Origin of the sequence: Achromobacter xylosoxidans A8, from assembly GCF_000165835.1 — a bacterium.
Taxonomy (GTDB): Bacteria; Pseudomonadota; Gammaproteobacteria; order Burkholderiales; family Burkholderiaceae_B; genus Achromobacter; species Achromobacter xylosoxidans_B.
The window spans coordinates 159,783-184,475 of sequence record NC_014642.1 but is presented as its reverse complement, the minus strand read 5'-3'; the positions used below and the strand labels follow the sequence as shown (position 1 = coordinate 184,475).

Genomic DNA, 24,693 nt, shown 5'->3' with positions numbered 1-24,693 from the left:
GAGCAACCTATTGTTTACATCCGGCCCTACCCGAGGCGCTGCGGAGCCGGGCGCTTCGCTGGCCGGCGCCTGGGGGGCGGCGTGCTTTCTGCCGCGAGCGGCTGATAGCGAGCCCCTAGCTGCGATATCCGCCTCAAGACGGCGAACGGCAAGAACGACTGCATCCGGCAAGGCGCCGGCGTCACCTGGCCGCCCGAAATGCTCAAAGATGAAGGCGAGGAGGGTGGAAACGTCTCCCTCGACGCTGCGGAGACCGGAGTTGGGGTGGTTGGGGGTCAATTGAGAACCTTGGGCGTGTCGGCTAGGCGCGGAGGATCGATATCATGCTGCTTGGGCAGGAGGAAAGGTCATCGCGGGGCAGGTTGGTTCTCCCTGCGCTTTGCAATTGTTTCCACCCAGTGGGCAGCCAGCGCAAACCAGGGGGTGCCGACAATGACTAGCGTGACAACCGTCCGTAGTATCGGGGTGTCTGTGCCCACATCCGGGGGAATTCCCTGGAGAATGTAGAAATTCGCCAAGCCAGGGCCGAAGAACACAAGCGCGCAAAAGATGAGCCGGACAATCATGTGGCTCATTGGCTTGACTGTGGCTGCAACGGAGAGTCCCAACAATACCCAGCCGCCAATATGGAGCACAGCGCCCGCCGAGTAGAACCAGGGGGCTGCAACAGCCTCCAAGAAATGGACCTGAAAGTCCCAAACCATGCGGAGGAACGACAGAAACGCAGCGACAACGATGAGCGCTGGAATGGTCATGACTGTTGATTTGATGAGGTTCATTTCCTGCGTGCGTGTTGAGTTGAGGGTGCCGCGCAAGGGCTAAGTTACGCCGCTCGACTGCGGCGAGATTCCGGGGCCGACTGGCGCAGCATGGGCATACCTAACGGCCGTGCATACCCCGAGAAGGCCTTCAGCATGTCCGAGAAGAATGGTTCAGACTTGGTGGGCGCCAACAAGTCCTCGGGATGATAGCCGCTCTCTCTGAGAACGAGGTCAACAGCCGCCTCGAGAGAGCCAAGATTAGATTCCATGTACTGCCTGGCGCGCGCAAGCGCAGCCTCTAACGGTTGTTGCGCCTCGTCCAGGCACACTGCCGTGCGCTTCGTCCAGAGCGGCGCGCCGGTGACTCCGAACCAAAGCCACCACGTCGAAGCCTGGCGCTCGCCGAGCGTCGTTTCGCTTGTTCCTGGCCAGACATCTGAATCCCCCTTCGGATTGACCCAGGCTAGGGCGCCGACCAGCTGGTCGGAGAATTCGCCGCTCAGCTCCCACCTCGACTTCAAGATTTCGATGTCGACCTGCAGGTTGACGTACTCGAGCACGTGGCGGGGCTCGCCGAATACCTTCTGAGGCAGAGACTCCAGCAGTGCCCGGAGGGTCATCAATGCATGGGGCGCGTGAATCAGCCAGCGCCAGCGTTGGGCCATGGCCGTGGTGGAGTCGAATGCTTCCTGGGGGTGCGGGACAAAGGCAGCAAGCTCGCCCGCGAAGCTCTCCTGACGTCGCTGGCGCAGCAGGGTGGAGCGCTGGACATGGAGGCTGGCGAGGACAGCTGGCTGATCGAACTGGGAGACGGTGGTGGGGGCGCGCTTGCGGACGCGTACCCGGTGGACAACCGCCCGGTGCTCGCCGTCATACATGGAGAAGGACACGCTCATGTACTCGGGAAGGGCATGGCTCGCATTCGAACCGAACCGGAGCTCCTCCAGTTCATAGGCAATATTCGAAAGCCGCTTGCCGAGCTCTGCCACACCATCCGGGTGCGCCCCCAGCCAATCTCGCAACGCCTGAAACTTGTCGTCGACCAGAGCCGCGACGCGATTTGTGGCCGCCATGTTGGAAATATGGGTGGAGCTCGCGCCGGCCGACGATGCATGGGCCAAACCGTAACGGTCGTTGTGGTGCACGACCGATCCAACTTCGGGCAAGTCAATAGCGAAATCCATCTGGATAAGCTCTGGGTCCATCGAGCAGCCGAGCGTCAGGTGCTCCAGCCACCGCATGATGTCTTCGATCATGGCTTTTGACTGATGCACGCTGCAGCGGTCGCCGAGACGTTGCCAGATCTTCGCGCGGATCAAATTCAGGCAGCGATTCGCATCTGGGATGAGGTCAGGATCCAAGGTCGGCTGCTGGCGCTGGTTGCTTGCTCGTTGGTGCAGGACAAAGCGGTAAGGCGTACCCAGCAACATAGGGATGAGCGCGTCGCGCAGCAGGCGCCACTCAGGGTGCAATTCCCAGGTTCGGTCGAGGAGAGGGAGGTTGTGGCGAGCCAGTTCGATAAGGAACGGCGCGAACTCGCGCCAGGAGTTGCGTATGTCGTCGCCGATCAGGGAACGAGTGGGGGGCATATCACGATTCCTTGCAGGGCCAGGTGGTCGCTGGCGGTGACAGGTGCGGCGGGCCCGCCGACGTCGAATGACATCTCGAATGTCATTGAGTGGAAGAAAATGCCGCTCTTTGCTTTGTGTTTTCATTATGAATCAATATAATGATTCATACAAACACGAAATTTGAAACTGTCGCGATTCCGGGACTGCCCAACCGCCTCGAGGCGAAAGAATGTCCCGGCCCCTTCTGGTGGCACGCCACCCCAACTGGACTGATGCATCTCCGATATGAGCAAAGAAAAGAACCTGACCGCTGTGGGCGGTGACGATGGCCACTATGCGATCAAGATCGCCGTTATGCGGCCCGGCTCGCCGATCAGCACCTTCGCTATGCCGGCTCGTGCTTGGCCCGGCAAGCTGACCTCCGCCGGCCTTACCGAGAGCGCGTCGGCTGAGGGTCTGGACAAGATCTATATGACGGCCGACAACCAGTACGTCACGATCACGGCCGACGATCTGCTGGGCAAATTTGCAGACACTCGGTCCAACGACTACCCCACCTCGGCAGTGAACCGCGCGCTGGTGCATTACGCGCTTCGCCAAGCTGGCGTGTCTGGGCCAACCAGTTTGGTGTCCGGCTTGCCGGTGGACCGCTTCTACCTTGGCGAGGTGCCCAACAAGGAACTGATCAACGCGAAGCGCGAGAATCTGCTCAAGCCGATCTCGTGCTTGGCTGACATTGACGTGCCGGTGATTGAAATGCACCAGGTGCTCTCTGAGGCCGTCGCAGCCTTCTTCGATCAGCGTTACGACGAAGACGGGAAGGTCAATGAAGAGTTCCATGAGCTTTCGAGCTCGGCGCCTGTGGCCGTTGTTGATGGCGGCGGCAAGACGTTGGATATCGCGGTGGTGCGAGAAGGCGGGACGGGCCTGTACAAGGACCTGTCTGGTACTGCGGATGTGGGGGCCTTGACGCTCTACGATCGCCTGAACCAGGAACTTCGCAAGCGGTTCAGCCTCGGCCAGGACATCGCGATCAAGTATCTCGAGCAGGCAGTGAAGACCGGGCAATATCGTCTGTACGGCAAGCCGCAGGACGTGCAGGAGCTCGTGGACGGCATGCTGGAGGAATTCTCCGATCAAATCCGCTTCGAAGTGAACAAGCGACTCAAGGACGCCTCGCAATTCGGGCGCACGATCTTCGTGGGCGGCGTGGCTGAATTGCTCGGTAAGTTCCGAGCCCGCGTTTTCCCGGGTCTGCCGGAGGAGGCGATCATGATCCCGTCCAACCCGGGCTTTGCCAATGCCCGCGGAATGGCAAAGGCGGCCTATCTGGCTGCACAGCGCACGCGAGCGTAAGTATGGCCAAGCAGCAACCTAGCACGGACATGGTCCGCTTCCAGCTCAGCCAGTTCCCGGATCTGAAGCCGTTGGCTGATCGGGTGGGGGCGGATGGGGAGGGGCGAGGGGGGCTGGTCCGGGAGGTCCGTCGCTTGGTGCGCTTGGGAATGGCGCTGGAGTCGGTCGGAATTGGGGCGCGTGAGCTTCAGGCACTGATGGACGGGTCACTCCAGTTGGTGCCCGTTAGCGCACAGGAGCGAGGCCTCGCCCCCCAGCCCATCGCCCCGATGATTCCGGGAATGGTCGCGCCGGCCATGCGATCGGTCCAAGCCTCCGCTGCGGTGCAGCATGATGACAGTCCTGCACGCGAAATCGATCATCAGAAGCTGACGACCGCAACGTTCCCGGCCTCTGTGCCGACCGCAAAGCCCATCGCCCCCGCGCCGGAACGTGCTCGGGCAGTGGCGACCCCGGTGAATGATCCCGTCCTGGAAGCATTCGTCGTATGACCAAAATCTGGGACGATTGTTGTCTTTCACCGGTGAAAGATCAGAAGGGGGCGCGCAAGCGCCCCTTTTCTTGAACCCGTCGGCAGAGGCGGTACCTCAAAATTGTGTGCCACATGTCACAGGCCGCTAATCAGTATGAGCTATTATTACGACGCATACTATTAAAGGCTTGGACTCGCTAATGGCCAGACCCCACCGTTTACCGAAAATTCCCCATTCCAAACAGCTCCTGCGCATGGCCGCGGCGGTCGCCGTGGTGGTGACGACAGGCTGCGCCACGCAAAGCCAGAACCTCGGTAAACCGGGGGAAACCGCCAAGGCGGTGCGGCTCCAGCTAGAGGGCGCCTTGGGACGCGTGCAGTCACAGCCCACCTGGAGCGATGCAGCGGACAACGCAGCCCCGCGGCCGAACTTCGCCAGCGACTCCATCTCGGTGGCGTGGCAGGGCGACGCGGCCGTGTTCCTCAACGAAGTCGCCCGACAGCGTTTCCTCAAGTTCACGGTCACCGGTCCTCAGCCGCGCATGCCCATCTACATCTACGTGAACGCGACCCAGACCGCCTATCTCGATTTGCTGCGCGACGTCGACAAGCAATTCGGCCAGCGCGCCAACGTCGTGCTCGGCGACGGGTACATGGAACTTCGGTACCGATAGGGCAAAGGAATGCAATCCAAACAGCAATTTGCCACGCGCGTGGGCTTTCGCAGGGTCCTGCTAGCAACTGCTATCGCGGCTGCCTTCGGGGGCGCGCCAACGGGCGCGCTTGCGCAGCAGAGCGAAGCGCTCAACTCGCTGATGAATGCCTCGGCAGGTCGTGTAGCACCGCGAATATCGCCCGTCCGGGAAGCCATCTTGCGTCCGACGGCACAGGCCCTGGGTACGCAAACCGGGATGATCGAGGCGGCGAACGAGATCCTGCAGGTCGTCAACGATATGGGCGGCACGATGGATCGGACTTTCCGCTTCGGCGACCTGGTCATGGGCCAGGGGGTTCTGCCGCCGGTCGTTGTGGCATCTCACAACTCGGCATCCATCGGTGAGGGTGCCAAGATGATGCGCGTCGCGGGCAGTGTATACAAAATCGAGGAGCCGGCGCGATTCTTTACTGGTGCCCCGTCTTGGCGCGACTGGCTGTTGATGGGCCTATTGGCTCAGTCGGATGCGCCGCAGCTGCCTGACAATCCCCAGTTGCTGCCTCAGGATGACAAAGAGCGCGCCTACTGGCAGGAGATCGTCCAGAAGTCCTACGTGCAGGGACGTGAGCAAGCAGCGCGCATCTTCGAGGAGAACCTTGCCGGGCTCGAGCGTACCTATCTCGGCATGCGGACCTTTTACGAACTCCACGGCCGCGGCCTGGTCTCGCTACCGCGCCTGGCTACCACCCAGGATATCGTCAATCAGACCGACGCCAACACGATCGTCGTAGGCGATACGGTCTTCCGTATCACGGTGCCGAGCTCGTTCAACACGGATACGAAGAACTGGCGTCCAACCACCGGAACCGCGCCGACGCCCGCCATTCCCGCCCAGAGCGTGAATCTGGCCAACCCGGCGTTCAAGCCATACGTGCCCGCGCAAGTGCAGCCCACTGCGCCGGCCGCCGCTCCCAATCATGGGGCAGCTGGTGGCGTGGTGCAGACCGCACCCGTTACCGCGCCCGCGCCGCAAATGGCGCCGCCGCCGGCAGATAACAACTGGAATCAGGCTCCTCAACAGCCTGCACCGGCAAACCCTGGCGCTGAACAGGTGATCCGGATTCGCATCGGACAGGGGGGCGGAGTGACGGATGCGTCTTCCTACGCCCCCAGACCAATTCCGGCGGCGAATCCCTATCGGGTAACCGGATCGGTGCTGGGCGGCGTGGCCTTCAACGCTGATCTTCCTTCCATGCTCCCGGTACGCCAACTTCCGGTGATCGAGGAGCAGGTCTACACGATGCCTGCGCAACTGGTGGCTCAACCGGAGCCAGAGCCAGCCGCGCAGCTGCCGCAGGTACGGCCAGCGCCGAAGGTCGATACCTTGGACCGCGATGCCTCCCCCGAGGAGCTCGCTCGGAAAAGAGCTGAGCTTTATGCCAAGGCCTATGCGGACGAGTTCCAGCGGGCGTATGCCGCCGCAGCAAACGCTGCTCGGCAGGTCGCCGCCGTAACCCAACCCAGCAAAATCCGGGAAACCCGCAAGCCTATTCCAGTTGTCGCGCCCGTCCAGGCAACTGCCGCGGAGACTAAGCGTGTAGCGCAAGACACCCGCGCGTATCTGGTTCAGACGGGCGACACAGCATACTCGGTCGCCGCGCGCTTCGGTGTCAGCTGGCAATCTCTCCTGGAAAGGAACGGCCTGCAGACGCCCGCAGACGTTTCGCCAGGTGTGACCCTCCACATCGGCGCGAGCAGGAGCTGACATGGCACTCTTTGATGGCGCCGAAAAGCTCGCCAAGCTCGATCTGCCCCCTGGTTTTTCAGCTACAGACCTTGATCATGTCCTCCAGCGTGCGCACGCCATGGGGATCTCAGACCTGACCTTCCAATCGAGGGACTACGTATTCGGCCATGATCAGGGCACGTGGGTGCGTCTCAACGACCGCAGACTGGAGCATCGAGAGCTGGAGCAAGCATTGGCCCAGCTATACGGCTCGGCAACGGGAAGCGCTCGCCTTCTGGATCGGGACGCTCTCGACTTCGCTGCAGTACTTCAGGAGAGCCCTGGATCCGAATCGTGGATTCGGTACCGGACGAATGCGACGCTAGGCTACATCAACGGACAAACAAAGGGATTCTCGATAACCATGCGCCGGATCCCCGGCGTCCCTCCGAAGTTCGAAGACCTTCCTTTGCCGGCCGAGCTGCGGGAAAACTTCCTGATCGCAGAAGGCCTGGCTGCCGTGATCGGCACCACCGGCTCCGGTAAAACGACCTTGTTGGCAGCGGCAAATCGTGCTCGCCTGGAAGGCGACAAGCCTGTGCGCATCCTCATATACGAGGACACGCAGGAGTACATCTACGATGGCTTGGCGGCGGGTCGTATGCCTGAGCCCGTCCAAGTCATTATTGGCGATCACTTGAAGTCGTACGAACAGGCTGGACCCAACGCCATGCGACGCAAGGGGGACGTGATCATCGTAGGTGAGACACGCGATCGCCCATCTATGACCGCTTGCTTTGAGATGGCTGCGACTGGCCACGCGACTTATCACACGTCTCACACAAAGACGCCAGACACTTACTTCACGCGAACCGTGAACATGTTCCCTGAAGACGTGCAGCCGGACCGCGCGTCGCAGCTTATCGAAGTATGCCGTCTTATCGTTGGCCAGAAACTCTATCGGGGCACGGACGGACGCAAGCACGCGCTGCAGTCTTGGGTTGTGTTGGACCGGGAGTGCGTTGAAAAACTCGAATCGGTTGAGTTCAAGGATCGTGCTCGTCTGATTCGCGGCGTCGTCGAAGCCCGTGAAGCCTCGTTCCGCCTTCAAGCGCTTCCTGAGGTCCGCGAAGGCCTCATCACCTTCCGGACATTCAGGGACCTCACGGGGATGACTGCTCCGGAGGGTATTGAGTTCCTTCGCCACCACGGGATTGATGCTCAAAAGCTCCCCGCGAACGAATTCGCGATCAAGGCCGCAGCATGAAGCGCGCGGCCTGGACCAAAACAGCCCTAAATGTGGGGCTTCCCTATACCGACATCCCTGCGTATGTCGTCTCACCGCTGACGTTGGCATGGGCAACGCCGGACGCAGTTCCGTCGTATGTCGCTTGGCCGTTGGGCTTCGCCATCTGCGGGTGGCTTCTCTACCTCAATCGGGTGAAGAAGCGGACCCCTGGATGGGCAATGCGGCGCCTGCAGTCATGGATGCGTGGCGCGGTCTACCACGCCCGTCCAATCTGGCACGTGAGGCGCATGTCCCGCCCTACATCACCCGAGATCTCTCTGGGAGCAGCTGTAGCAAAGCTTGATGACGAAATGGCCGCCTTCGGGTTTGCGCCAGCAAAGAGCCGCGCTGAACCTCCCGCTGAGACAAAACCCCAGAAGCCGTCCACCACGAAGCCGTCCAAGGCCAACGAACGTACCGATCAATCGAACAGGAAGAACAGCCAATGAAGCCCATCGCGACGCCGACCTACACCCTACGTGCGCTCCTGGGTGGCGTGCTCGCAACTGCGTTGTGCGCGCCCTCCATGGCATTTATCGACGAACGAAGCCCGCCGCCGCCTGCACAGGTCCCATTCCAACCGGGCGCATCCACCGTCCCAATCGCGAGCGCCCCTCTGACGCTCACGACCGTGCCCGCCCCCGGGCAACAGCAGCAATTCGCCACTTCGGGTCCGACCTCGTTGCAGGCCAATGGCGCGCTGACGGGTTCGTTCTCCGAGATGGCGTGGCTGGCTCCCATACCCGCCTCTGGTGCAACGGGCCAGATGCCTCTTTCGATGGCCATCATGCAGGCAGTTCCGCCCGCGATCGGCACGGTCCAACTGGATGGCGACTCCGCGGCGTTCTCGCGCATGGTCGTTCTGCCCTCGGGAACCTCCTACCAGGCTGCGCTGGCTTCCGCAGCTCAGCAGGCGGGCGTGCGCATTGAGCGCTATCTGAAGACTTTCCGAGTTGTCGATCTCGCCGGCGGACTGGCTGTTCGTCCCGCGGCTTCAGCTGCTGCTCTAAGCTCCGCTCCCGCGGGCGACTTGGCGTTGGCGGGGGGCGCACAGGTGCAGGCAGAGGTGGCGCCCGTGGCAGCGCCTCCGCGCCCCCCTTACACCGTTTCGGTGAGCGACGTGAACCTGCGCCGCACGTTAGTGCGCTGGGCCAAGACCGCTGGATGGGTATTCGAACCTGAACATTGGCAGGTCAAGGTCGACATTCCGTTGACGGCCTCGGCTTCTTTCAGTCCGGACTTTAAGGAATCTGTGCAGGACCTGCTGTCCTCCAGCGAGCTCGGGGACACGCCGGTGCACGGCTGCTTCTACACGAACAAGGTGCTGCGGGTCATTCCGTATACCGAGCGCTGCGATCGCACCGCGGGCCGCTAACACCTGGTCCTTTCAAAACACGGAAATCGAGAGCCATATGAAGAAGAATTACCAACGCTTCGCCCTGCGCACGGCGGGCCTGGTGGCCGCGCTTGCGGCGCTGAGCGGCTGCTCCGCGATCCAGCATTCGGATCGGGTGTTGGATTCGTCCAAACGCAGCCGCGAAGATGTCGCTTCCAAGATCGGCAACTACAAGTCGAGCATTACGGATCGTGACCGTCGCATGCAAGACAACCAGGTGGACAAGCCTTGGATAGTGGGCAAGGCCGTGCCGCTGGGTCGTGAAGTGACGTTGCCGGCGGCCCTGCGCCGTGACGTGAACACCGCGCTCATGTTCAAGGGGGGCGCGACATCGCTGCAGACAATCGCCGAGCGGATCCAGCTCGCCACGGGTATCAACACCCGAGTTACCCCGGACGCGCTGATGCCCCAGGAGTCGTTTGCGCCCAGGCTGGACGGAGAGAAGAGCGAGAACCTGCAGCCTCTGATCCAGATGCCTTCGGTGGCACAGCTGCCCGACGGCATTCGTCCGCTCCCTGAGGCGCTCGACGCCGTGGCAAACCGCCTGGCGGTCCATTGGAAGTATGACGACAAGACATCGGCAATCGTCTTCTACCGAGTGGAGACCAAGGCCTTCAATGTGCGTGCCCTGCTGACGATGGCCACGGTGAACGCAGGGATCGGCCTTGACGGCAAGTCGGGGAGCTCCGGCTCCGCGGACAGCAAGTCGGGCAGCAATTTCGACTCGACGTCAAAGACCGACTTGAAGGGCGAAGAGAAAATCAGCCCTATCGAGTCGGTGATGGGCAAGGTCAAACCTTTCCTCAGCAAGGCGGGGAGCATCGTTGCCCAGGCCAGTGGAACCAACTCGATCGTGGTCACCGACACGGTTGAAGTGCTGAGGAACATTGACGAGTTCCTTGAACGCGAAAACCGGATGTTGACGCGTCGCGTTCGACTTGTGTTCGAAGAAGTGGTGGTATCGGTGAACGACCAGCATGACGCCGGCATCGATTGGCGAGTAATTTACTCGACGGCGAGCGCGGCCGCGGCGGGTGCCGCCCCCACAGGCACGATGAGCACGGCAGCCGGCACGATCGCGTCTGCAACCGTCGGAAGCGGGCCATTCAAAGGGTCGGATGCGATCATCAAGGCACTGGACGAGATCGGAACGACGACCCGCTCAACCGCGATTCCGTTGTCCGCCCTGAACCGCCGGCCGATCACCTACGCTGACCGGAAGACTTTCTCGTACATCAATGAGGTCCAAACCACGGGCCTGACTTCCTCAGACTCCAGCAACGGGTCCTTCAGCACTGTTCCCAACGTATCTGTGCGTCAGAAGGACGTCACTGTAGGCCAGTTCCTGACCTTGGTACCTGATGCGCAAGAAGACGGCCAGATCCTGCTGACCATCTCCTACGACAGCACGATCAATGACCCGCTGCAGACGATCAAGTTCGGCGACAGCAAGAATGGGATCGAAATCCAGCAGTTGACTGTGCGTGGTAACGGAATGGTGCAGCAGGTGGCCCTGCAGTCGGGCCAGCCTCTGGTGATCGCCGGCTTCCAGAAGGATCAGGATCAGACGTCGCGCCAGCGATTCGATGAAAAGGCACCGATCCTGTTCGGCGGAGCGAACTCGACCAACAACCAGAAGCTCTACAACCTCATCATCGTCACCGCTCAGGTGGAAGAGGGGCTCTGATTATGGCGATTTGGCGCCGCGGAGAAACCGCGAAGTCCCGTGGACCGTTCTCGCCCGTGCTGGTGCAGGATGAGAACCGCATGCTCGTGTTCGGTGCGGACTGGAGCCCTCTGATCGGGGGGCGGGCCGAGTCCGCAGCGCGAAGGAACGCTGCTCAGTTCAAGGCGACGCATTACGCACTCGTAACCAAGAGTGGTCATTCTGGCCTGGCTACGGTCAAGCTGGGGCGGGCCGAGATGAAGTTGATTGGGAAGAAAGCGATCTTCCCAGCAGCTGCGGCGTTTGCGATCTTCCGCCCGGCCGGCACCGCAGTGGGATTCTTCGAGCTGGACGATGGAAAAATCTGGATAGTTCTGTGCCAAAACGGGATGATCCGACGGAATGGCGACCTGGTCTACACAGACCAGGATATGGCCTACCAGCGGTTTCATCAGCTCCAGAAAGAGGCGGAAGACCTCGTGCCGATGGGGCCGAACTGGTCTTTCTTCAGCAATCTCGACATTCCGCATACAGAGCACATTTCGCTCGAAGAGCTGCTCGATGTGGAGCTTAAGCCCTTTGAGACCCGTCGATTCAGCCTTGATCAGCTTCCCAAGCCGGTTAAGGTCAGTTTTCTGGTGATGCTGGTCCTCTTCGGAGCGAGCGCGGCCTGGGATTTCTTTGACTCGCTCGCACGCAGCCGTCGTCTCGAGGAGCTTCGCGCCAACATGCAAGATCCGGAGATAGCGTGGCGAACGGTTGTCAAAGAGGAGGCTGCCCGAAAGCGCGTCGACAGCGTGAAGAGCGTAGAGGCGCTCTATGAGCAACTGATTGCAATACCGCTGGAGGTGGCTGGCTGGAGACTGCACACCGCGACATGCTCGCCTACGGGCTCCATGTGGGAATGCCTTGCGACCTTCCATCGCAAGGGCTATGGCGCCACAAACGATCAATTCGAAGCAGCCTTGCCCAGAGGGTGGCGCGCGGAGTTCGACCCACTCGGCACGGCCACCGGGGCTTGGACATTTAAGAGTGTCGGCACCAAGACGGGAGTGGTTCCAGACAATCTGCCTACCCGCGCAAAGATCCTTCGCTCACCCGTGAGCCAGCTGCAGTCGATCTTGCCCGCGTTTACGTCAATTCGGCTACCGAGCACAACGGCATGGGAAGTGGCCATGCCCTTTGACGGCAATGGTAAGCCGGTTTCGAAGCCGTCCACGGTGATGGTTCCCGGTGCGATACCTCTCGTTCTCGAAGGCCCTCTGCGGTCGCTTTCGGTCTGGGAAATCGAGAGCACACCGACCGCGATCCGAATGATAAAGATTGATCGCGTTGACGCCGACGTGTCCCTCAACTCCAGCCCATTAAAAATGACACTGAACGGAGATCTGTATGTTCAAAATGCGAAGTAATCGTGCGATGGGCGGGTTGAAGTACGCCATAGCCATTGCGATCGCGGCGGCGAGTTCGCCTGCATGGGCGCAGAGCCAAGGCACCGCGAATGCAGCTGCTGCAGCGGCGGCGGAGAAGTCCGCTCTGCAAAACGTCAAAGGACAGGTTGGCAACCTACTGCAGCTGGACGCAGACATTGCGGCCGACAAGATGCGCCGGGAGGCAGGCCTTCCCACGCAAGCTGAGGCCGTGCGGCAAGCCGCTGATCGTCAACAAGCCGAACAGACTATCCAGCAGCGGGCAAACACGCCTCCTCCTCCGCCTCCGCCACCTCAAGTGGAAGCAATTTACGGCGTCGGTGGTCAGTTGACGGCCGTTGTGTCGTATGGCGGGCAGCAGTACGAGTTTCGCAGCGGCAGTACGTACGCTGTTGGCCACTCGAGTGGGCCTCGACTGAAATCGATCCGTGGGCGTTGCGTAACCGTTGCCGTGTCCGAAGGCACCAAGACGGCCTGCTACCGGCATGAAACGAACCTCGGGCCTGGTGAAGCGCCGGCGTACAACGCGCGCAACGGCGCTGCCACACCGCGCCAAGACAGCACTTCTGCAATTTCAGGATCGCTCGGAATCATTCCCCCGCCCCCGCCGTTTCTCTCCAAATAGCCACGCTCAAGGAAGCAGCAATCCATGGGTTTACTTAGCTTTTTCTCTTCCAGGCCGGGGACCGCGAAACCGCGAGCACCCAGTCCTAAGAAGCGAGTGCCTCCGGCGGAACCTCGCTTGAAAGAGGCGGCGCCAACCGGCCGGGCAGCCCCCGAGCCTGCACGTCCGAGAGCGACCGCCACCAGGCCTGCGCGCGTTGAGCAGCGCACCGGGGCACAGAGGTCGTCCAATACTGAACGCGTGGTCGGCGCAGAAGGCGCTGGCAAGCACAGTGAGCCTTCTGCGCCGGCCGTGATCGCTTCGGAGAACGACCTCGCGCAGAAAATTCGGTTCGAGCGGGCCCTCAACAAGGACCTGGACCTCTTGCCCGCAATCGCGTCGAAGGTATGTCCGGTCTTGTTGGACAACAACACTGTGATCCTTCTCTGCCTGCCGGAGTACCTGGACTCCGACGAGGCTGACGACGTTCAAAAGCTGGTGATACAAAAACAGCAACGGCCGATGTCGGACCCCGCGCGAGTAGTCGTTGCAGTTCCCGCCCTTCTGAATGCCATCATTCGAGAGCACATAAACAAGGAAACGCTCGGCAGTCGGCGGAAGATTCTCATCAGCCCGGAACGAACGGCCATGATGGGTCTTTTGGAGGACATGCTTGAATGGGGCGCTAAGCACAACGCCGCGGACATTCACATCAACGTGTTCGACACGCGCCCTTACTCGGAGGTCAAGTTCTCCGTGGGTGGGAAATATGTCTCGGTCGGGCAGTTTGCGAACATGCCGACGCAACAGCTTCAGGAACTATTGCGTGTTGCGTTCATGGAGGTAAAGGGCGCCGCTCAGGCGACCTTCCAACCTCTGATGGAACAGCAGGGGCGAAGCAATCACGTCCTGAAGAACGGTAATCGAGTGATGCTGCGTTGGGCAACCTTAGCTGCCGACGCCGGCGTTTCCGTGACCATGCGCATTCTTCACCTTGACGTTGATGAGAAAGGGAAGACATTCGAGGAGCTCGGATATCTGCCCGGGCAAGAGCAGATGATGCGGCGCGCCCGAATGACGAACGGCGGGGCGGTGGTGCTTGCTGGGATCGTGGGTTCCGGAAAGTCTACGTCCTTGGCCGCCAAGATTCGAGGGATTCCCGCTTATCGAAAGATCATCACACTCGAGGATCCGGTGGAGTACCTCCTGCGGAACGCCATCCAGAACACGATTACTTGGGTCTCGGGTGTTGAGGATCCGTTCATTGAGAAGCTGAAGGCGGTGAAGCGCAGTGCCATGCATGATCTGGTGATCGGAGAGATTCGCGATTTGGTGACTGGACGCGCATTTATGGACCTCGCGTCGTCTGGGACGAACCTGTATACGACCACTCACACGGGCCGTGCAGTGCAGATCCCTGATCGATTGGCCTCGGACGTGATTGGCGTTTCACGTGATTTCCTGGCGTCGAATGGCGTTCTCAAGCTGCTCGTGTATCAGGCATTGGTGCCGAGGTTGTGTGACTGCAAACACGACTTTGAGTACCTGGTTCGCGAGGGCGGTGAGGACTCCGAAGGTCAATTCCGTGGCGGGGATTACTGGCGCAGCTATGCGGACCGCATTGATCGCCTCTACGGCATTGACGCGCTTACCAATGTCAAGGTGCGGAATCCTGACGGCTGCAGTGTTTGCCAGAAGCAGGGATTCCACGAGCTCTTCGGCTTGAATGACCGAACAGTGGTTGCGGAGATGATCGAGCCCGCCATCGATGACCACGCTCTGGAGCTGATTCGCCGTGCAGACAACGCCGGGCTTGAGCGGTACTACTTTGGCCGCACGGATCTCGACTACACCAGTCCCGATATGAATGGAAAGTCTGCGATGGACTGCGCCGTCTACAAGGCCTACAAGGGCGAGCTGGATCCACGAGAGATCGAACCCCGTTTCAAGGCATTTGAGACCGTGGAGATCGCTCGAGAGATTGCGAAACGGAGGAAAGCATGATCGGCTCACTGCGTGATTGGTTCAGTCAGCTTGGTGATTTTTCGATCAAGCACTATCTCGCCGTGAGAAGCTTCCGTAAGCGGCGCGCGGATTTCTACGAGACGCTCTGCGACACCATGGAGGCGACGGCGGGGAAGAAAACGCTGATTAACATCCTGCAGGATGATTGTGAGCGATACGGTGGTATAGCCACCCAGCGAGGGTACCTCTCGAATCACCTTGCGGATCGTCTAGTCACAGATGGCGTGGGCAAAGTGAGCGAGACCCTTCACGGCATTGTTCCTGATGAGGACGAACTCATCCTGGGGATATCTGAGATCTCAGGCCCTGGCGCGCTGGAGCAAGGTCTTCGAGACCTAACGGACTACACCCGTCTAATGGACCGATCCAAATCCGGATTCTTTTGGACTGTCTTTGCCGGCGGTTTATGTCTGGTCGTTGGCATCGCAATGCTCTTCGTTATGGCATTTGTCACACACCCGAGGCTGGAGGAAGTTTTCAGCATGCTTCCTGCAGATATGTGGACGGGAGCAGCCGCCAACTTCCGGACCACCGCCAATTTCTTGGCGGCAAATCTCCTCTTGATTCTTGGGTTCCTCGGGGTGATCGCGTACTTGTTGCACTGGTCGCTCCGAAACCTCACGGGTCCAATTCGCGAGAAATTGGAAGACAGATTCATTTGGAGGGCATATCGCGACTTTCAGGCTATCCGCTTCATGATGACTCTGTCGGTCATTTTGAAGCCCCGTCAGGGAAACACGATCAACATGCGGGACGGCATTCTGATGCTGAGCGACCCACAGAATCCGTGGTTGAACTGGCACATAGCGAAGATGCTTGAGCGGATCGAAGATGATCACGTTACAGGAGCGGAGACGTTCGACACGGGAATTCTTCCTCGGGATCTGTACTTCTACCTGTCGGATGTGTGCGTGTCACATGGCATTGACGAAGGCCTCCAGAGGACCCGTCGACAGATTGAGGTGCGTGTTCTTAGCGACGTCGCGAAGCGCGCAGCAATCGTCCGTTGGTCCATGTTTGCGATTGCCCTGAGCGGCTTGATTGGCATCGCATTGTGGCACTTTGCGACTATTGAGATCCTGCGACGCGCGCTCCAAATGTTCTACCTGACGTCCTGACGGGCGCAACGAATATCCCACCTATTTGTTTCAGAAACTAGCCAGTCAGGCTAATTCATTGGAAAGAGAAAACTATGAAATCTCAACTGACCATGCACGGCACCGAAACCCCTTCCGCCCTCTCGAAAAGGCGGCGCCAGTTGGCAAAAGGTCTAAGCGCAGTCGAGCTTGGTGTTGTTCTGACAATCATTGTCGTACTGGCTATCTACACGATGCCGAAGATTGATTCGTATCTCATCGACGGGAAAGTCCCGAAGGTGGCGGAAGACCTGCGCCGGTTCATGGTGCGGAATCGGGTTAACGCCAGCGCCGCGGCCGACCCCAACACAGCATTTGCGAACGCGACGCAGCGATCCTTTGCCCTGGGGGTCGCCAGTTCGACCACAGTTTCGTCAAATACGACGACTTACGTCGTGCAGCACAACCTCGGCAGCGGCGGAGTGATCGCGTATGCGGCAGTCGATGGCGGGAAGGGATACACCCTCACCCTCAACAAGGTTCACCAGATCGCGTGCGCAAATCTGGCGGGCATTCTCGCTCGCGACTCCAGCAAGATCTCCATCAATGGTCAAGAGCAGAAGAACACAGAAACGCCCGTCAATTTCAGTGGGACCAATGCTGACGCGGCGTGTGTCGATGGAGAGAACAACACTATCGTGTTTACTGCCGGCAACTACGAGGTCAACGCCGGCGCACGCTAAGAGGCAGTTAGAAGAGGTGGGGTTGGAATTTTCGATGGCCTAAGGAGTAGCCATGAAGAAGTTTAGAGGTCCTCTTTTGCGGGCGAAGCGCCTGGCTGGCTTTGTGGCAACGGAGCTGACGACGGTTCTTGCAATTCTGGCCATTCTTGCCGTCTACGGCGCTGGTAAAGTCAAAGCCGAACTCGACGACACAATCGCCGAGTTTACGGGTACCTATATGCTCAGCATAAAGGGGGGGCTCGATGCGTTCCTAAGCAGCACCTTTGATGACATTGCCCGGGCAAACTACGACGCTGTGCGCACGGGGACGGGCGCCGGGCCGGGAGGATCGGGAAGGCCGGCCTATCCGTCTTTCCGCCTGGAGCGGACCCTGGGCGACGGCAGCCAGGAGTTTTCCTTGAGCCTTCTGGACTTGCGACGCGCCAAGAACGTGCCTGGAGGATTCCCGTCGACGGCGCCGTTGGGCAATGTACCGATGATCAAGGTCATTCGGTCGGGGGGCGCAACTTGCCCGGGTACTCAATGTCGCATTGATGCGATGGCCTACACCTCCCGGCCGCTGAATTCCGGTGTCGCCCGCTTCGGGGATTCGGCCATGGTGGGCAAGTATCTGATGTCTACTGCTGGCTACGGCATGGCTTCGCAAGTGGAGAATCCGGCAGAGTTGCGGGGGGCGACAGGCACCTTTGCCAATCCCGTTGACTTGGGAACAGACGGGATTGTGGGCGTCCATTCGCTGCTAGACACCACGATGTATGAGCAGTTCGTTCGCATCCGCGATACGCGAGATCCTGACCTGCAGGGAAACCTGTCGGTGGCGGGAACGACCAATCTGAACGTCGTCAACGTGAGCGGCGATCTGGGCGTGGGCGACGATGGCACCGGTAAGCACTGCGTGGAGCTTCGGCCGGAAGGACGGGTGATCGTGAGCTGCGAGGGGCTGGTTCAGGCATCTAAGGGAGAATTCGGCGGCACGAAGCAAACCGTTGTCGACGGGAACCTGGGCGTCACCACGAAGGGGCTCGTTGATTCCGACGAAGGGCTCCGCGTTCGCGGGACTTCGGTTACCGCTGTGGGCGAAGACGATGGGCTGGACATCAAACTCGGAACCAATACTGGGGTGGCGATCCGCCGGCAGGATGGCAGCGATACTCGAGTAGAGAGCACTCAATTCGATGCACAGAAGCTGCGCTTGCGGAATCCGTCGGCGACAGTGCGCGCTGGCCAGGCGTGCGCGGCGGAGCAACTCGGCATGATGGCGCTCACCACGCAAGGTGGCGTGGCGTACTGCAACGACGCCGGCACCCAGGGCACTGTTTGGATGGAGTTCCTGCGGGTTGCGACGGAGGGGGATTCCTGCGGCGCGCAGACCATTCCTGGATCTCTGGCGCAGGGCACAGCCGGTACTCTCGTGTGCCGAAATAGCTACTGGCGCAAGCTGTCTGACCAGTTCTCGGCCTTAACGCTGGTTGCCTCCCGCATTGTTGCCAATGGAGAGGTTGTCGCCCGGCCGTCGTGCGGCGATCGGGGTTCGGCGCTCATCTACCTGGTGCCACGTTCGTTCGACTCGAACCGGCCCGCCTGGCAGTGGGTGGTGGATAGCTCGGGCGGGAACTGGGTTGTTCGTGTAAACGCGCCCGATTGGGGACAGACGGTGGGCAGTCCGAAGCTCGCTCAGGCGATCGCGCTCATGTACTGCAGCTATGCCTACTGATCCGCATATTGCCGAGCTCAGCGCCTCAAATCCAATGCCACCGTGCGACGCCCCAGCGGGAGATCTGAAGCGCTGGATGGCAGGACGGCTCGGCCTGCATGCTCGACTACAGCAGGGCAGCGACTCGACGATGCGCGAAGCGCACGGCTTGTGGTGCGCCATTGTGGACTCGCTGGTGTGGCAGCGTGATCGGCAGGGGGCTGAATTGGACCTTTCCCGTTTCGTGTTGGCGCTTGGTCTGCCGGACCTTCGGCGCCGTGCGGAAGACGGCGATGCTGTCTTGGCGGAGTATCTTTCTCGCGTTGCCGGCGGGAGTGAGGGCCAGTCTGCGCTGTACCGGCGGCGACATGCATACCTTGCAAGCTTTCTTGTGGGCGAGCTGATCGCGGAGATCGAGCACTTCTGCAAGAGGGCGGCTGCTCATCCGCTGCTACTGGGGGCGGGGCGTCGAGACGTCGGACGCTGGCAAGCGTTTGGCCTGGCCGCCTCTTGTATTGTCATCGGGGCGGGCCTGGCGGCATTCGCCCTCACGAGCTCCCCCTCTATGGTTGGAGATCTATGGACGGGGTTCGGTAGCTTCTAACGAGTCGGCAGCCTGGGCAGCGCGATGTCGAGAAGTCGTGAAGCCCAGGCGTACTCGGGGCGGGGGACGTTCGTCTCCCCTGTGGCAGCAACGGCAAGCTCGAGCGCCGCGAGCAGTCTTCCCGCCGCCCCCCGCGCCGTGGCCACGCTGCAGTTTGCAGCCGTCGCAGCATCCTCCGGCCGGGCCCCGTCGACCGCAATCGCCTGGGCTGCTACCACTTCTTGAGGACGCAACCGGGCAATGTGGCACAAAGCCTCAAATTGCGCGCTATCCGCCCCCGGTGCACAACGTGCTGTGCGACCACCCGGCAGAGCCGCGCGCGCGGTGGCCAGGGCGCCATTGAGTCGCCCAATGGCATTGCTCACTGTGGCTTTCCCCACCCCGAGCTCGCTTGCTACGTCCAGCCGCAGCGCACCAAACAGAACGATCCGCCTCACTGCGTCACGCACGGTCGGGGAATCCAGCCGTGCGATGTCGGCCAGAGCGGCGAACTGATCCGTGGACAGGGGTCCTGGGATTTCGGTGGTCATGTTGGAGGAATGGGTAGGGGGCGCAAGCGCCATTCTAGTTGACCCCATTGGCCTGGCGGGCATCCAGTGCCTCCACAGCCTCGATCGCGTGCCTCGCGATTTGCAAGAGGCGGTCACGTTCTCGGGTATCACCTGGCTGCGGATTGACCAGAGGGGCGAGTTGGCGCGATATCAGCTCCGCGTAGTAGCGGGTGCCATGCCGGTCATTGGTGCCCGGCGCACCCCAGTCTGCACGGTCTTTGGCGCACCCGTAGCCGACCTCAATGAGGATGCCGAGGGTGGCTGGCGTCAGTTCGGGGCTGATAGCAGGGGCCGGGGTCGGCGTGGGCTGGGATTGGTCGCGTAGTTGGTCGGTCATGGTGCCTCCTGTGGGCGTGGTGTTGAAAAGGGGGTGAATGGGCGAGAAGGGGGGGCGCCTGATTCAGGCGGTTACCGCTGCATTGGGCAATAGGGCGGGGAAGGCAAGCTGCACAGGCGCCGGCGCGGGACCTACCAGGACGCCCGTCACGTCCTCCAGGCTTCGACGTCCGTGCTTTTTTGTCGGCATGAGCATTACCTGGCCGGATCGCCGCTCAAGCATGACGTATTTTCTGTACAGGTGCGGATCGTTCAGCAGTTCCGGGTGCTCTGTGGCCAGGCGTGCGGCAGTCTTCAGATCTTCTTCGCTCGCCATGATGCAGAAAACGCAGCTGAAGCGCTTCATACCCAACTTGTAGACAGGGTGGGGCTCCTGGCCGGCGGCCGCGATTGTGGCGAACACCCCCTGCTCGGTCATTTCGTGGATGGGGTGCCAGTCGTACCATTCCCGGCCGGCTTTACTGTTTCGCGTACTGAACTTAAAGACGGGCAGCTTTTTGCGACTCGTCGACTCTTCAGCACGCATGCCCATGCAATTAATCACCAGTCCCCAGGCCGGGTGGCCCAGGTCTCGCCGTTCCCGCGTGATGCCGCGAATCGTTCGCTCAATGGGGCCACGCTTTAGGTCACTGGTGCACCATCTCTGCTGAGGTGAGGGGAACATTCCACGATCCTCTACCATTCGCAGCAGATCGCGAGAGGCCTGGCAGGTAATCAGGCGCTCACCGCGCGAAGTGGCCAGGATATGGCCGACCGCGCCGGCCCATTCCACCGCGCCGAGATCGGCGTGCACGAGGATCAACTGTTCAGGTGGGACGAACTTACGCAAGACCAGATACATCGCCTGGCTGTCCTTCCCCCCTGACGTGTTCACGACCACGAGTGCACCGCGCGCGATGAGTGCAGAAATTTCGGTTGGGATATGGGCCATGATTAACCTCGGGTCCGCTTCAGGGTACTGAGCCTGCGGCGCGCTAGGCGTAGCCGCATGCCCTTGCAGTGGTTGAAGGGATAGAACCCAAACAGTAGAAATCCGGCGCCAGTGTCGCGGCCGAGGTCCTGCGGGCTGAAAATCAGTGCGTTGCTGATTCGACGTGTGCGCATTTTCATCATGCCCCCACGACTTCGAGGAGGTTCAACTGCACGGCGGTCTTGAGCGGGACAGCATCCACGGATGCGGACGGCTCACCTCCAGGGGAAGCCAGGGCCTCACTCGACTGGACGCGCTGGACGGCATCCTGCTGCTCCCTCTCAGAGAGCCGCCGCTCCCAGCCGAAAAGGCAATGCGCAGGGGTACGCCAGGCGCTCTCGGTGTTCCAGCCCTTGTAGGGTTCCGGCGAAAGTGAGTTTCCTTGAAGGAGGATCGCGGGCACATTGAGCAGCGACAGTTGGATGTACGACATCTGCACCGCTGTGCGGTCGATGTCCACTCCGGTCACATGCAAGGTGCGGTGGCTCGGCAGGCCCTGATCGCGGAACTGCTCGGCAGCGGCAATGAGCATTGCACCCCCGCCGATGCACGGATCGTTCAGGGTGATGAACCCGCCGCGCTCACGGACCAACTCGGCCAGGTCCCTTTGACCATGGAGCATCTTCGCCATCAGCAGGCTGACCTCGTAGGGAGTAAAAAACTGGCCAGTTCCGGCATTCCCCAGATCGAGGCCCATGTACAGGCTGCCGAGGAAGTCCTGATACCGCTCTTCGAGGGCCATGACGACGTGCGAGAGGCACTGGGAGAACTTGGTCATTTCCTCGGGCGAGTAGCGCGCTTGGATCTTTGCGAACTCGGCCTCTCGCGCGTCGCGGCGCGTTGGTTCAACAGCCGAGCTGATCGCACACGCCGAGCTGGCAACGAAGTCTTCCCACACGCGGTGGAGGCGATGTTGGGGGCGGAAGGATTCGAGGATCTTGATAACTGCCCGATGGTGGTCGCTGTGACGAGGGTTCGGCGTTTTGGCCATGTGTACTCCGAAAAGTGGTGTGGTTTCACAATCAGAATCCACATGGATATGTGTACTTCAAAACTTTTTCGGCAGCGTTGCAGCCACTGCACTGGGAGGCGGCGCGCACACATCCAGTGCGTGTGCGTCATGCGAGTTCGCCTTCAGAGAATTTGCACCTCATAGGGGGCGCCTTGCGCACGCGCCTCGATGACAGCCATGGGCAGGGTGCGCAGGGCGTCCATGTGCACGCGAGGGCCGTCGTCTGCCATTCGCGTCACGCGGTATGCCTGGCGGGCCTGGACCTCCTGTCTACCCGTGAGCAGGTGGCTACGGTGGAGCCGAATCACGGAGCGCAGTGCCTCCCAGCAGATCGTTTCAGCGTTGGCGCAATCGGCGCCGATCCCCAACTCGTGAGCGAAAAGCGCGCGGAGATCTTGCAGAGCGTTTTCTCGGACGTCTACAACACAAACGGCCTCGTCTGCGCGGCCCTTAATCCAGGCGTCGCGCTCCGCCTGGCTTTCGAGCCCCGAGTGTTCGTCGTGGTCGAGCATGATTGCGGCGGCGGCCAAGCAGGCGGATTCCGGTGTGGGGGCATAAACGTCGGTGTCGAAGTGGCCTTCGTCATCCTGCTCCCAGGGCAATACAACGCGCCAGAGGCGATTTTGAGGGGTAGTCATGGGGAAATCCTAGAGAGAGTGGATGGCCCGCTGTCGCAGGCCGTTGTGGCTGTTTTGAGACCTAGTCGTTCAGGGCGGTTACGTCGTCGCGGTCAACCAGCTTGTAGAAGTAGATCCAGGCGTCGTTCGTGATGATGTGGGTCCATCCTTCCTCCTCCGCTGCGTCTACGACGTGCATCGTCATCTCGTGCTCGTCGGGCCCAGTTTTCTCCACGCCGCGACGATGGCCGGCCTGTTCCTGACTGACCAAGACCAGATCACCTTCGCGCTCCTCCTGGCGGCAGCGCATCAGAATCACGTTTTCTTGTTTGACGGTGTTCAGCAGCTCTTGGAGCTCGCCCAAGGCCGTTGCAGAGGAACCTGGTGCACGCAGGCGGCGCTCCAAGATTGGGAAGAGGGTGTTGGCGATGAGGCGGGCCTGGGTCAGCGGTTGCACGGTGATGGTCATGTGAGATGGTCCGTAGTTGGTGCGATTTCGCACTGGAAGGTGATGCAATCCAGACTACAGAGGCGAGGCCCCGCGCCAAAACTTTGCGGCGCGCGGCGAACTCGGATCACGGCCAGCGGGTGAATATCGTGGGCGCCAGGAATATCGACCACGTTTGCGCGTGTGTTTCGCCGTCCCAAGAAGTGCCGTTCCACGCGCTTTCGTCGAAGTCGAATTCGCCGCGTTCGAGTTCGTTCCGCGTCGCATCCTCATGGGTGAACCCGTAGACGTAGGCGGGGCTTCCGAGCGTGGCGGCTATTCCGTCCGACACGACCACTGCTGCGTTGGGTCCGCTGGCCAGCAGAAGTGCGCGCAGTCGCTCCATATAGGACTGGTACGAGTAGCGAGATTCGCTCGTCATGGGGTGTTCCTTCGGTGGAGGGTGGGCGGCCGGATGCCGCCCGAGTTGATCGTTTAGGAGGGTGGCGCGGCGCTTCAAGGGTGATGACTTGAGTTGGCTGGTCGAAACGGGTTCACCACTCTTCAGCTTCGCGCGCGCTCGGGAGGCGGCCGCTCACCAGTCGTAGAGAGGCAGGTCCTCAATCATTTCGCCGTCTTTATCGAACTCAATACGGTCAATTTCATTCAAGTCGGCGTAGGCGAGGATCGGCTGTAGCCAGGCGGGAATTTCGAGATATTCGCGGGCCTCAGGCGAGCGCGGTGGAACTTTCCAAAGCCAGCCAAATTCCATTGACACTCCCTCTGCATCGAAGTATTTCCGGGCCGTAGCGTCGTCCGGGATGTGTGCGGTGGACAGGACGACAGTGGTTAGGCACTGCGGAATGCTGGGGTGGGGGCGCTGTAGCAAGAGCCTCAAGTCTGCCAAGACCGCTTCCCGCTGATCCTCCTGCTGAATAGCCTTCAAGATGCCTTGAACTCTAGCCGCCACGACCTCGGCGGCCGCAGACACATTGCCTTGACTGAGTGTGGTCTGAAGCTTCTGCGCGGCGCCTAGGGAAGAATTGGTACCGAAGAACCCCGCAAAATGGGAGCCAAGATACTGAGCGGAGCCTCCAAAATTTCCATACTCACAGCGGTCGGCCCAACGCCCCTCTTGCACAGAGAGCGCCCAAAGGTCATGGCCATCATTGAGAACCGTCGCAAGAGTGCAAAGGGTTGCAATACTGACCTCACCGCTGTCTGCTTCATCCAGAAGCGCGTTGATGACCGGATGGTCCGGCTTCTGGAAATGAAGGCATAAGCAGTGAAGAACTTCCTCATCAGTAAGTTCATTTAAGCCGACGCCAAGACCAAGCGAGTGCAGCAGATCGTGCAATGCGTTGAAAATCGGTTCGGAATCGGATAGCCCGTCACCATCTTCAAGGTAAAAGCTGAACACCTTGAAGTCCGGAGGTGCAGCGGCCACTTTTGTGTCGGAGGCTTCCGTGAACCTGGAGGCAAAGCTCCCGAAGAGTTTTTCAATGACGACCGTGCAGCGGCGGACGATCAAAAGGCAGGTGGCGAGGGCATATGCGTTGGCCATGTGAATCTCAGGTGTGGGGGACGGCGGACTGCCATTCCATACGAAATCAAGATACACATATCCATATGTACTCCAAAACTTTCTACGGCTGTAGTGGACAAAAAAAAGGCGAGGGGTGAGGCCCTCGCCAAAAGTGAAGGGGGCGCGCCG

General features: G+C 60.5%; 24 protein-coding genes. 13 read left to right on the top strand and 11 right to left on the bottom strand.

All coding sequences use genetic code 11. The features are described 5' to 3' along the window. Positions 1-347: 347 nt before the first annotated feature. Both AXYL_RS33735 and AXYL_RS33730 read right to left on the bottom strand, forming a co-directional pair. Entirely contained in the window at positions 348-779 is a 432-nt protein-coding gene (locus AXYL_RS33735) for a hypothetical protein (protein WP_148260783.1), read from the bottom strand. Positions 780-823: 44 nt separating this feature from the next. Further along, complete coding sequence (locus tag AXYL_RS33730) at positions 824-2,350, bottom strand: hypothetical protein (protein ID WP_013397307.1); 1,527 nt, start codon at positions 2,348-2,350, stop codon at positions 824-826. Positions 2,351-2,617: 267 nt separating this feature from the next. Here AXYL_RS33730 and parM point away from each other — a divergent pair, with 267 nt between their 5' ends. The 13 genes from parM (at position 2,618) to AXYL_RS33670 (ending at position 18,483) form a co-directional block, all read left to right on the top strand. Next, positions 2,618-3,688, top strand: a complete 1,071-nt coding sequence (gene parM, locus AXYL_RS33725) for a ParM/StbA family protein (RefSeq protein WP_013397306.1) — start codon at positions 2,618-2,620, stop codon at positions 3,686-3,688. A 2-nt stretch (positions 3,689-3,690) separates the two neighbouring features. Then, entirely contained in the window at positions 3,691-4,179 is a 489-nt protein-coding gene (locus tag AXYL_RS33720) for a hypothetical protein (protein WP_013397305.1), read from the top strand. 181 nt (positions 4,180-4,360) lie between these two features. After that, on the top strand, positions 4,361-4,834 hold the full coding sequence (locus AXYL_RS33715; protein WP_013397304.1) for a DotD/TraH family lipoprotein: 474 nt from the start codon (positions 4,361-4,363) through the stop codon (positions 4,832-4,834). 9 nt (positions 4,835-4,843) lie between these two features. Further along, positions 4,844-6,580, top strand: a complete 1,737-nt coding sequence (locus AXYL_RS33710) for a type IV secretory system conjugative DNA transfer family protein (protein ID WP_013397303.1) — start codon at positions 4,844-4,846, stop codon at positions 6,578-6,580. Position 6,581: 1 nt separating this feature from the next. Then, entirely contained in the window at positions 6,582-7,808 is a 1,227-nt protein-coding gene (locus tag AXYL_RS33705) for a type IV pilus twitching motility protein PilT (RefSeq protein WP_013397302.1), read from the top strand. 466 nt (positions 7,809-8,274) lie between these two features. Continuing rightward, the gene (locus tag AXYL_RS34180; protein ID WP_013397301.1) at positions 8,275-9,204 is read left to right on the top strand and encodes a toxin co-regulated pilus biosynthesis Q family protein; all 930 of its coding nucleotides are present in this window, start codon (positions 8,275-8,277) and stop codon (positions 9,202-9,204) included. A 37-nt stretch (positions 9,205-9,241) separates the two neighbouring features. Next, positions 9,242-10,912, top strand: a complete 1,671-nt coding sequence (locus tag AXYL_RS33695) for a type II secretion system protein GspD (RefSeq protein ID WP_013397300.1) — start codon at positions 9,242-9,244, stop codon at positions 10,910-10,912. Positions 10,913-10,914: 2 nt separating this feature from the next. Continuing rightward, positions 10,915-12,303: a type 4b pilus protein PilO2 gene (gene pilO2, locus AXYL_RS33690; protein ID WP_013397299.1), complete on the top strand. Its 1,389-nt coding sequence runs from the start codon at positions 10,915-10,917 to the stop codon at positions 12,301-12,303. Further along, positions 12,284-12,946 carry a hypothetical protein gene (locus tag AXYL_RS34680; protein ID WP_148260782.1) on the top strand — a complete coding sequence of 221 codons (663 nt, stop codon included), beginning with the start codon at positions 12,284-12,286 and terminating at the stop codon, positions 12,944-12,946. Before pilO2 ends, AXYL_RS34680 begins: the two co-directional genes overlap by 20 nt. Positions 12,947-13,063: 117 nt before the next feature. Beyond that, a complete protein-coding gene (locus AXYL_RS33685) occupies positions 13,064-14,929 on the top strand; it encodes a GspE/PulE family protein (RefSeq protein ID WP_158307683.1) in 1,866 nt (621 codons plus the stop codon). Beyond that, the gene (locus AXYL_RS33680; protein ID WP_013397296.1) at positions 14,926-16,068 is read left to right on the top strand and encodes a hypothetical protein; all 1,143 of its coding nucleotides are present in this window, start codon (positions 14,926-14,928) and stop codon (positions 16,066-16,068) included. The genes AXYL_RS33685 and AXYL_RS33680 overlap by 4 nt, the downstream gene beginning before the upstream one ends. Before the next feature lie 74 nt (positions 16,069-16,142). Further along, positions 16,143-16,769, top strand: a complete 627-nt coding sequence (locus AXYL_RS33675; protein ID WP_013397295.1) for a type 4 pilus major pilin — start codon at positions 16,143-16,145, stop codon at positions 16,767-16,769. A 52-nt stretch (positions 16,770-16,821) separates the two neighbouring features. Then, positions 16,822-18,483 (top strand): hypothetical protein, encoded by a 1,662-nt coding sequence (locus AXYL_RS33670; RefSeq protein ID WP_013397294.1) that lies wholly within the window; start codon positions 16,822-16,824, stop codon positions 18,481-18,483. A 106-nt stretch (positions 18,484-18,589) separates the two neighbouring features. Here the strand turns inward: AXYL_RS33670 and AXYL_RS35045 are convergent, their stop codons facing one another. The 9 genes from AXYL_RS35045 to AXYL_RS33620 form a co-directional block, all read right to left on the bottom strand. Further along, positions 18,590-18,907 (bottom strand): hypothetical protein, encoded by a 318-nt coding sequence (locus AXYL_RS35045; protein WP_148260781.1) that lies wholly within the window; start codon positions 18,905-18,907, stop codon positions 18,590-18,592. 155 nt (positions 18,908-19,062) lie between these two features. Next, the gene (locus tag AXYL_RS33660) at positions 19,063-19,596 is read right to left on the bottom strand and encodes a hypothetical protein (RefSeq protein WP_148260780.1); all 534 of its coding nucleotides are present in this window, start codon (positions 19,594-19,596) and stop codon (positions 19,063-19,065) included. A gap of 34 nt (positions 19,597-19,630) precedes the next feature. Next, complete coding sequence (locus tag AXYL_RS33655; protein WP_013397291.1) at positions 19,631-19,954, bottom strand: hypothetical protein; 324 nt, start codon at positions 19,952-19,954, stop codon at positions 19,631-19,633. Positions 19,955-20,017: 63 nt separating this feature from the next. Then, positions 20,018-20,884, bottom strand: a complete 867-nt coding sequence (locus tag AXYL_RS33650) for a phosphoadenosine phosphosulfate reductase family protein (protein WP_013397290.1) — start codon at positions 20,882-20,884, stop codon at positions 20,018-20,020. A 178-nt stretch (positions 20,885-21,062) separates the two neighbouring features. Next, on the bottom strand, positions 21,063-21,914 hold the full coding sequence (locus AXYL_RS33640) for an N-6 DNA methylase (protein WP_013397289.1): 852 nt from the start codon (positions 21,912-21,914) through the stop codon (positions 21,063-21,065). Between the two features lie 143 nt (positions 21,915-22,057). Then, positions 22,058-22,573, bottom strand: a complete 516-nt coding sequence (locus AXYL_RS33635) for a hypothetical protein (protein ID WP_013397288.1) — start codon at positions 22,571-22,573, stop codon at positions 22,058-22,060. Between the two features lie 61 nt (positions 22,574-22,634). Then, positions 22,635-23,021, bottom strand: a complete 387-nt coding sequence (locus tag AXYL_RS33630) for a hypothetical protein (RefSeq protein ID WP_013397287.1) — start codon at positions 23,019-23,021, stop codon at positions 22,635-22,637. A 106-nt stretch (positions 23,022-23,127) separates the two neighbouring features. Then, a complete protein-coding gene (locus AXYL_RS33625) occupies positions 23,128-23,421 on the bottom strand; it encodes a hypothetical protein (RefSeq protein ID WP_041657777.1) in 294 nt (97 codons plus the stop codon). Positions 23,422-23,574: 153 nt separating this feature from the next. Then, complete coding sequence (locus tag AXYL_RS33620) at positions 23,575-24,543, bottom strand: hypothetical protein (protein WP_013397285.1); 969 nt, start codon at positions 24,541-24,543, stop codon at positions 23,575-23,577. Positions 24,544-24,693: the final 150 nt, after the last annotated feature.

Coding starts and splice junctions, on each gene's coding strand:
- AXYL_RS33735 (WP_148260783.1), bottom strand. CDS start 779: ATGAACCTCATCAAATCAACAGTCATGACCATTCCAGCGCTCATCGTT.
- AXYL_RS33730 (WP_013397307.1), bottom strand. CDS start 2,350: ATGCCCCCCACTCGTTCCCTGATCGGCGACGACATACGCAACTCCTGG.
- parM (WP_013397306.1), top strand. CDS start 2,618: ATGAGCAAAGAAAAGAACCTGACCGCTGTGGGCGGTGACGATGGCCAC.
- AXYL_RS33720 (WP_013397305.1), top strand. CDS start 3,691: ATGGCCAAGCAGCAACCTAGCACGGACATGGTCCGCTTCCAGCTCAGC.
- AXYL_RS33715 (WP_013397304.1), top strand. CDS start 4,361: ATGGCCAGACCCCACCGTTTACCGAAAATTCCCCATTCCAAACAGCTC.
- AXYL_RS33710 (WP_013397303.1), top strand. CDS start 4,844: ATGCAATCCAAACAGCAATTTGCCACGCGCGTGGGCTTTCGCAGGGTC.
- AXYL_RS33705 (WP_013397302.1), top strand. CDS start 6,582: ATGGCACTCTTTGATGGCGCCGAAAAGCTCGCCAAGCTCGATCTGCCC.
- AXYL_RS34180 (WP_013397301.1), top strand. CDS start 8,275: ATGAAGCCCATCGCGACGCCGACCTACACCCTACGTGCGCTCCTGGGT.
- AXYL_RS33695 (WP_013397300.1), top strand. CDS start 9,242: ATGAAGAAGAATTACCAACGCTTCGCCCTGCGCACGGCGGGCCTGGTG.
- pilO2 (WP_013397299.1), top strand. CDS start 10,915: ATGGCGATTTGGCGCCGCGGAGAAACCGCGAAGTCCCGTGGACCGTTC.
- AXYL_RS34680 (WP_148260782.1), top strand. CDS start 12,284: ATGTTCAAAATGCGAAGTAATCGTGCGATGGGCGGGTTGAAGTACGCC.
- AXYL_RS33680 (WP_013397296.1), top strand. CDS start 14,926: ATGATCGGCTCACTGCGTGATTGGTTCAGTCAGCTTGGTGATTTTTCG.
- AXYL_RS33675 (WP_013397295.1), top strand. CDS start 16,143: ATGAAATCTCAACTGACCATGCACGGCACCGAAACCCCTTCCGCCCTC.
- AXYL_RS33670 (WP_013397294.1), top strand. CDS start 16,822: ATGAAGAAGTTTAGAGGTCCTCTTTTGCGGGCGAAGCGCCTGGCTGGC.
- AXYL_RS35045 (WP_148260781.1), bottom strand. CDS start 18,907: ATGAGCAGCCGCCCTCTTGCAGAAGTGCTCGATCTCCGCGATCAGCTC.
- AXYL_RS33660 (WP_148260780.1), bottom strand. CDS start 19,596: ATGACCACCGAAATCCCAGGACCCCTGTCCACGGATCAGTTCGCCGCT.
- AXYL_RS33655 (WP_013397291.1), bottom strand. CDS start 19,954: ATGACCGACCAACTACGCGACCAATCCCAGCCCACGCCGACCCCGGCC.
- AXYL_RS33650 (WP_013397290.1), bottom strand. CDS start 20,884: ATGGCCCATATCCCAACCGAAATTTCTGCACTCATCGCGCGCGGTGCA.
- AXYL_RS33640 (WP_013397289.1), bottom strand. CDS start 21,914: ATGGCCAAAACGCCGAACCCTCGTCACAGCGACCACCATCGGGCAGTT.
- AXYL_RS33635 (WP_013397288.1), bottom strand. CDS start 22,573: ATGACTACCCCTCAAAATCGCCTCTGGCGCGTTGTATTGCCCTGGGAG.
- AXYL_RS33630 (WP_013397287.1), bottom strand. CDS start 23,021: ATGACCATCACCGTGCAACCGCTGACCCAGGCCCGCCTCATCGCCAAC.
- AXYL_RS33625 (WP_041657777.1), bottom strand. CDS start 23,421: ATGACGAGCGAATCTCGCTACTCGTACCAGTCCTATATGGAGCGACTG.
- AXYL_RS33620 (WP_013397285.1), bottom strand. CDS start 24,543: ATGGCCAACGCATATGCCCTCGCCACCTGCCTTTTGATCGTCCGCCGC.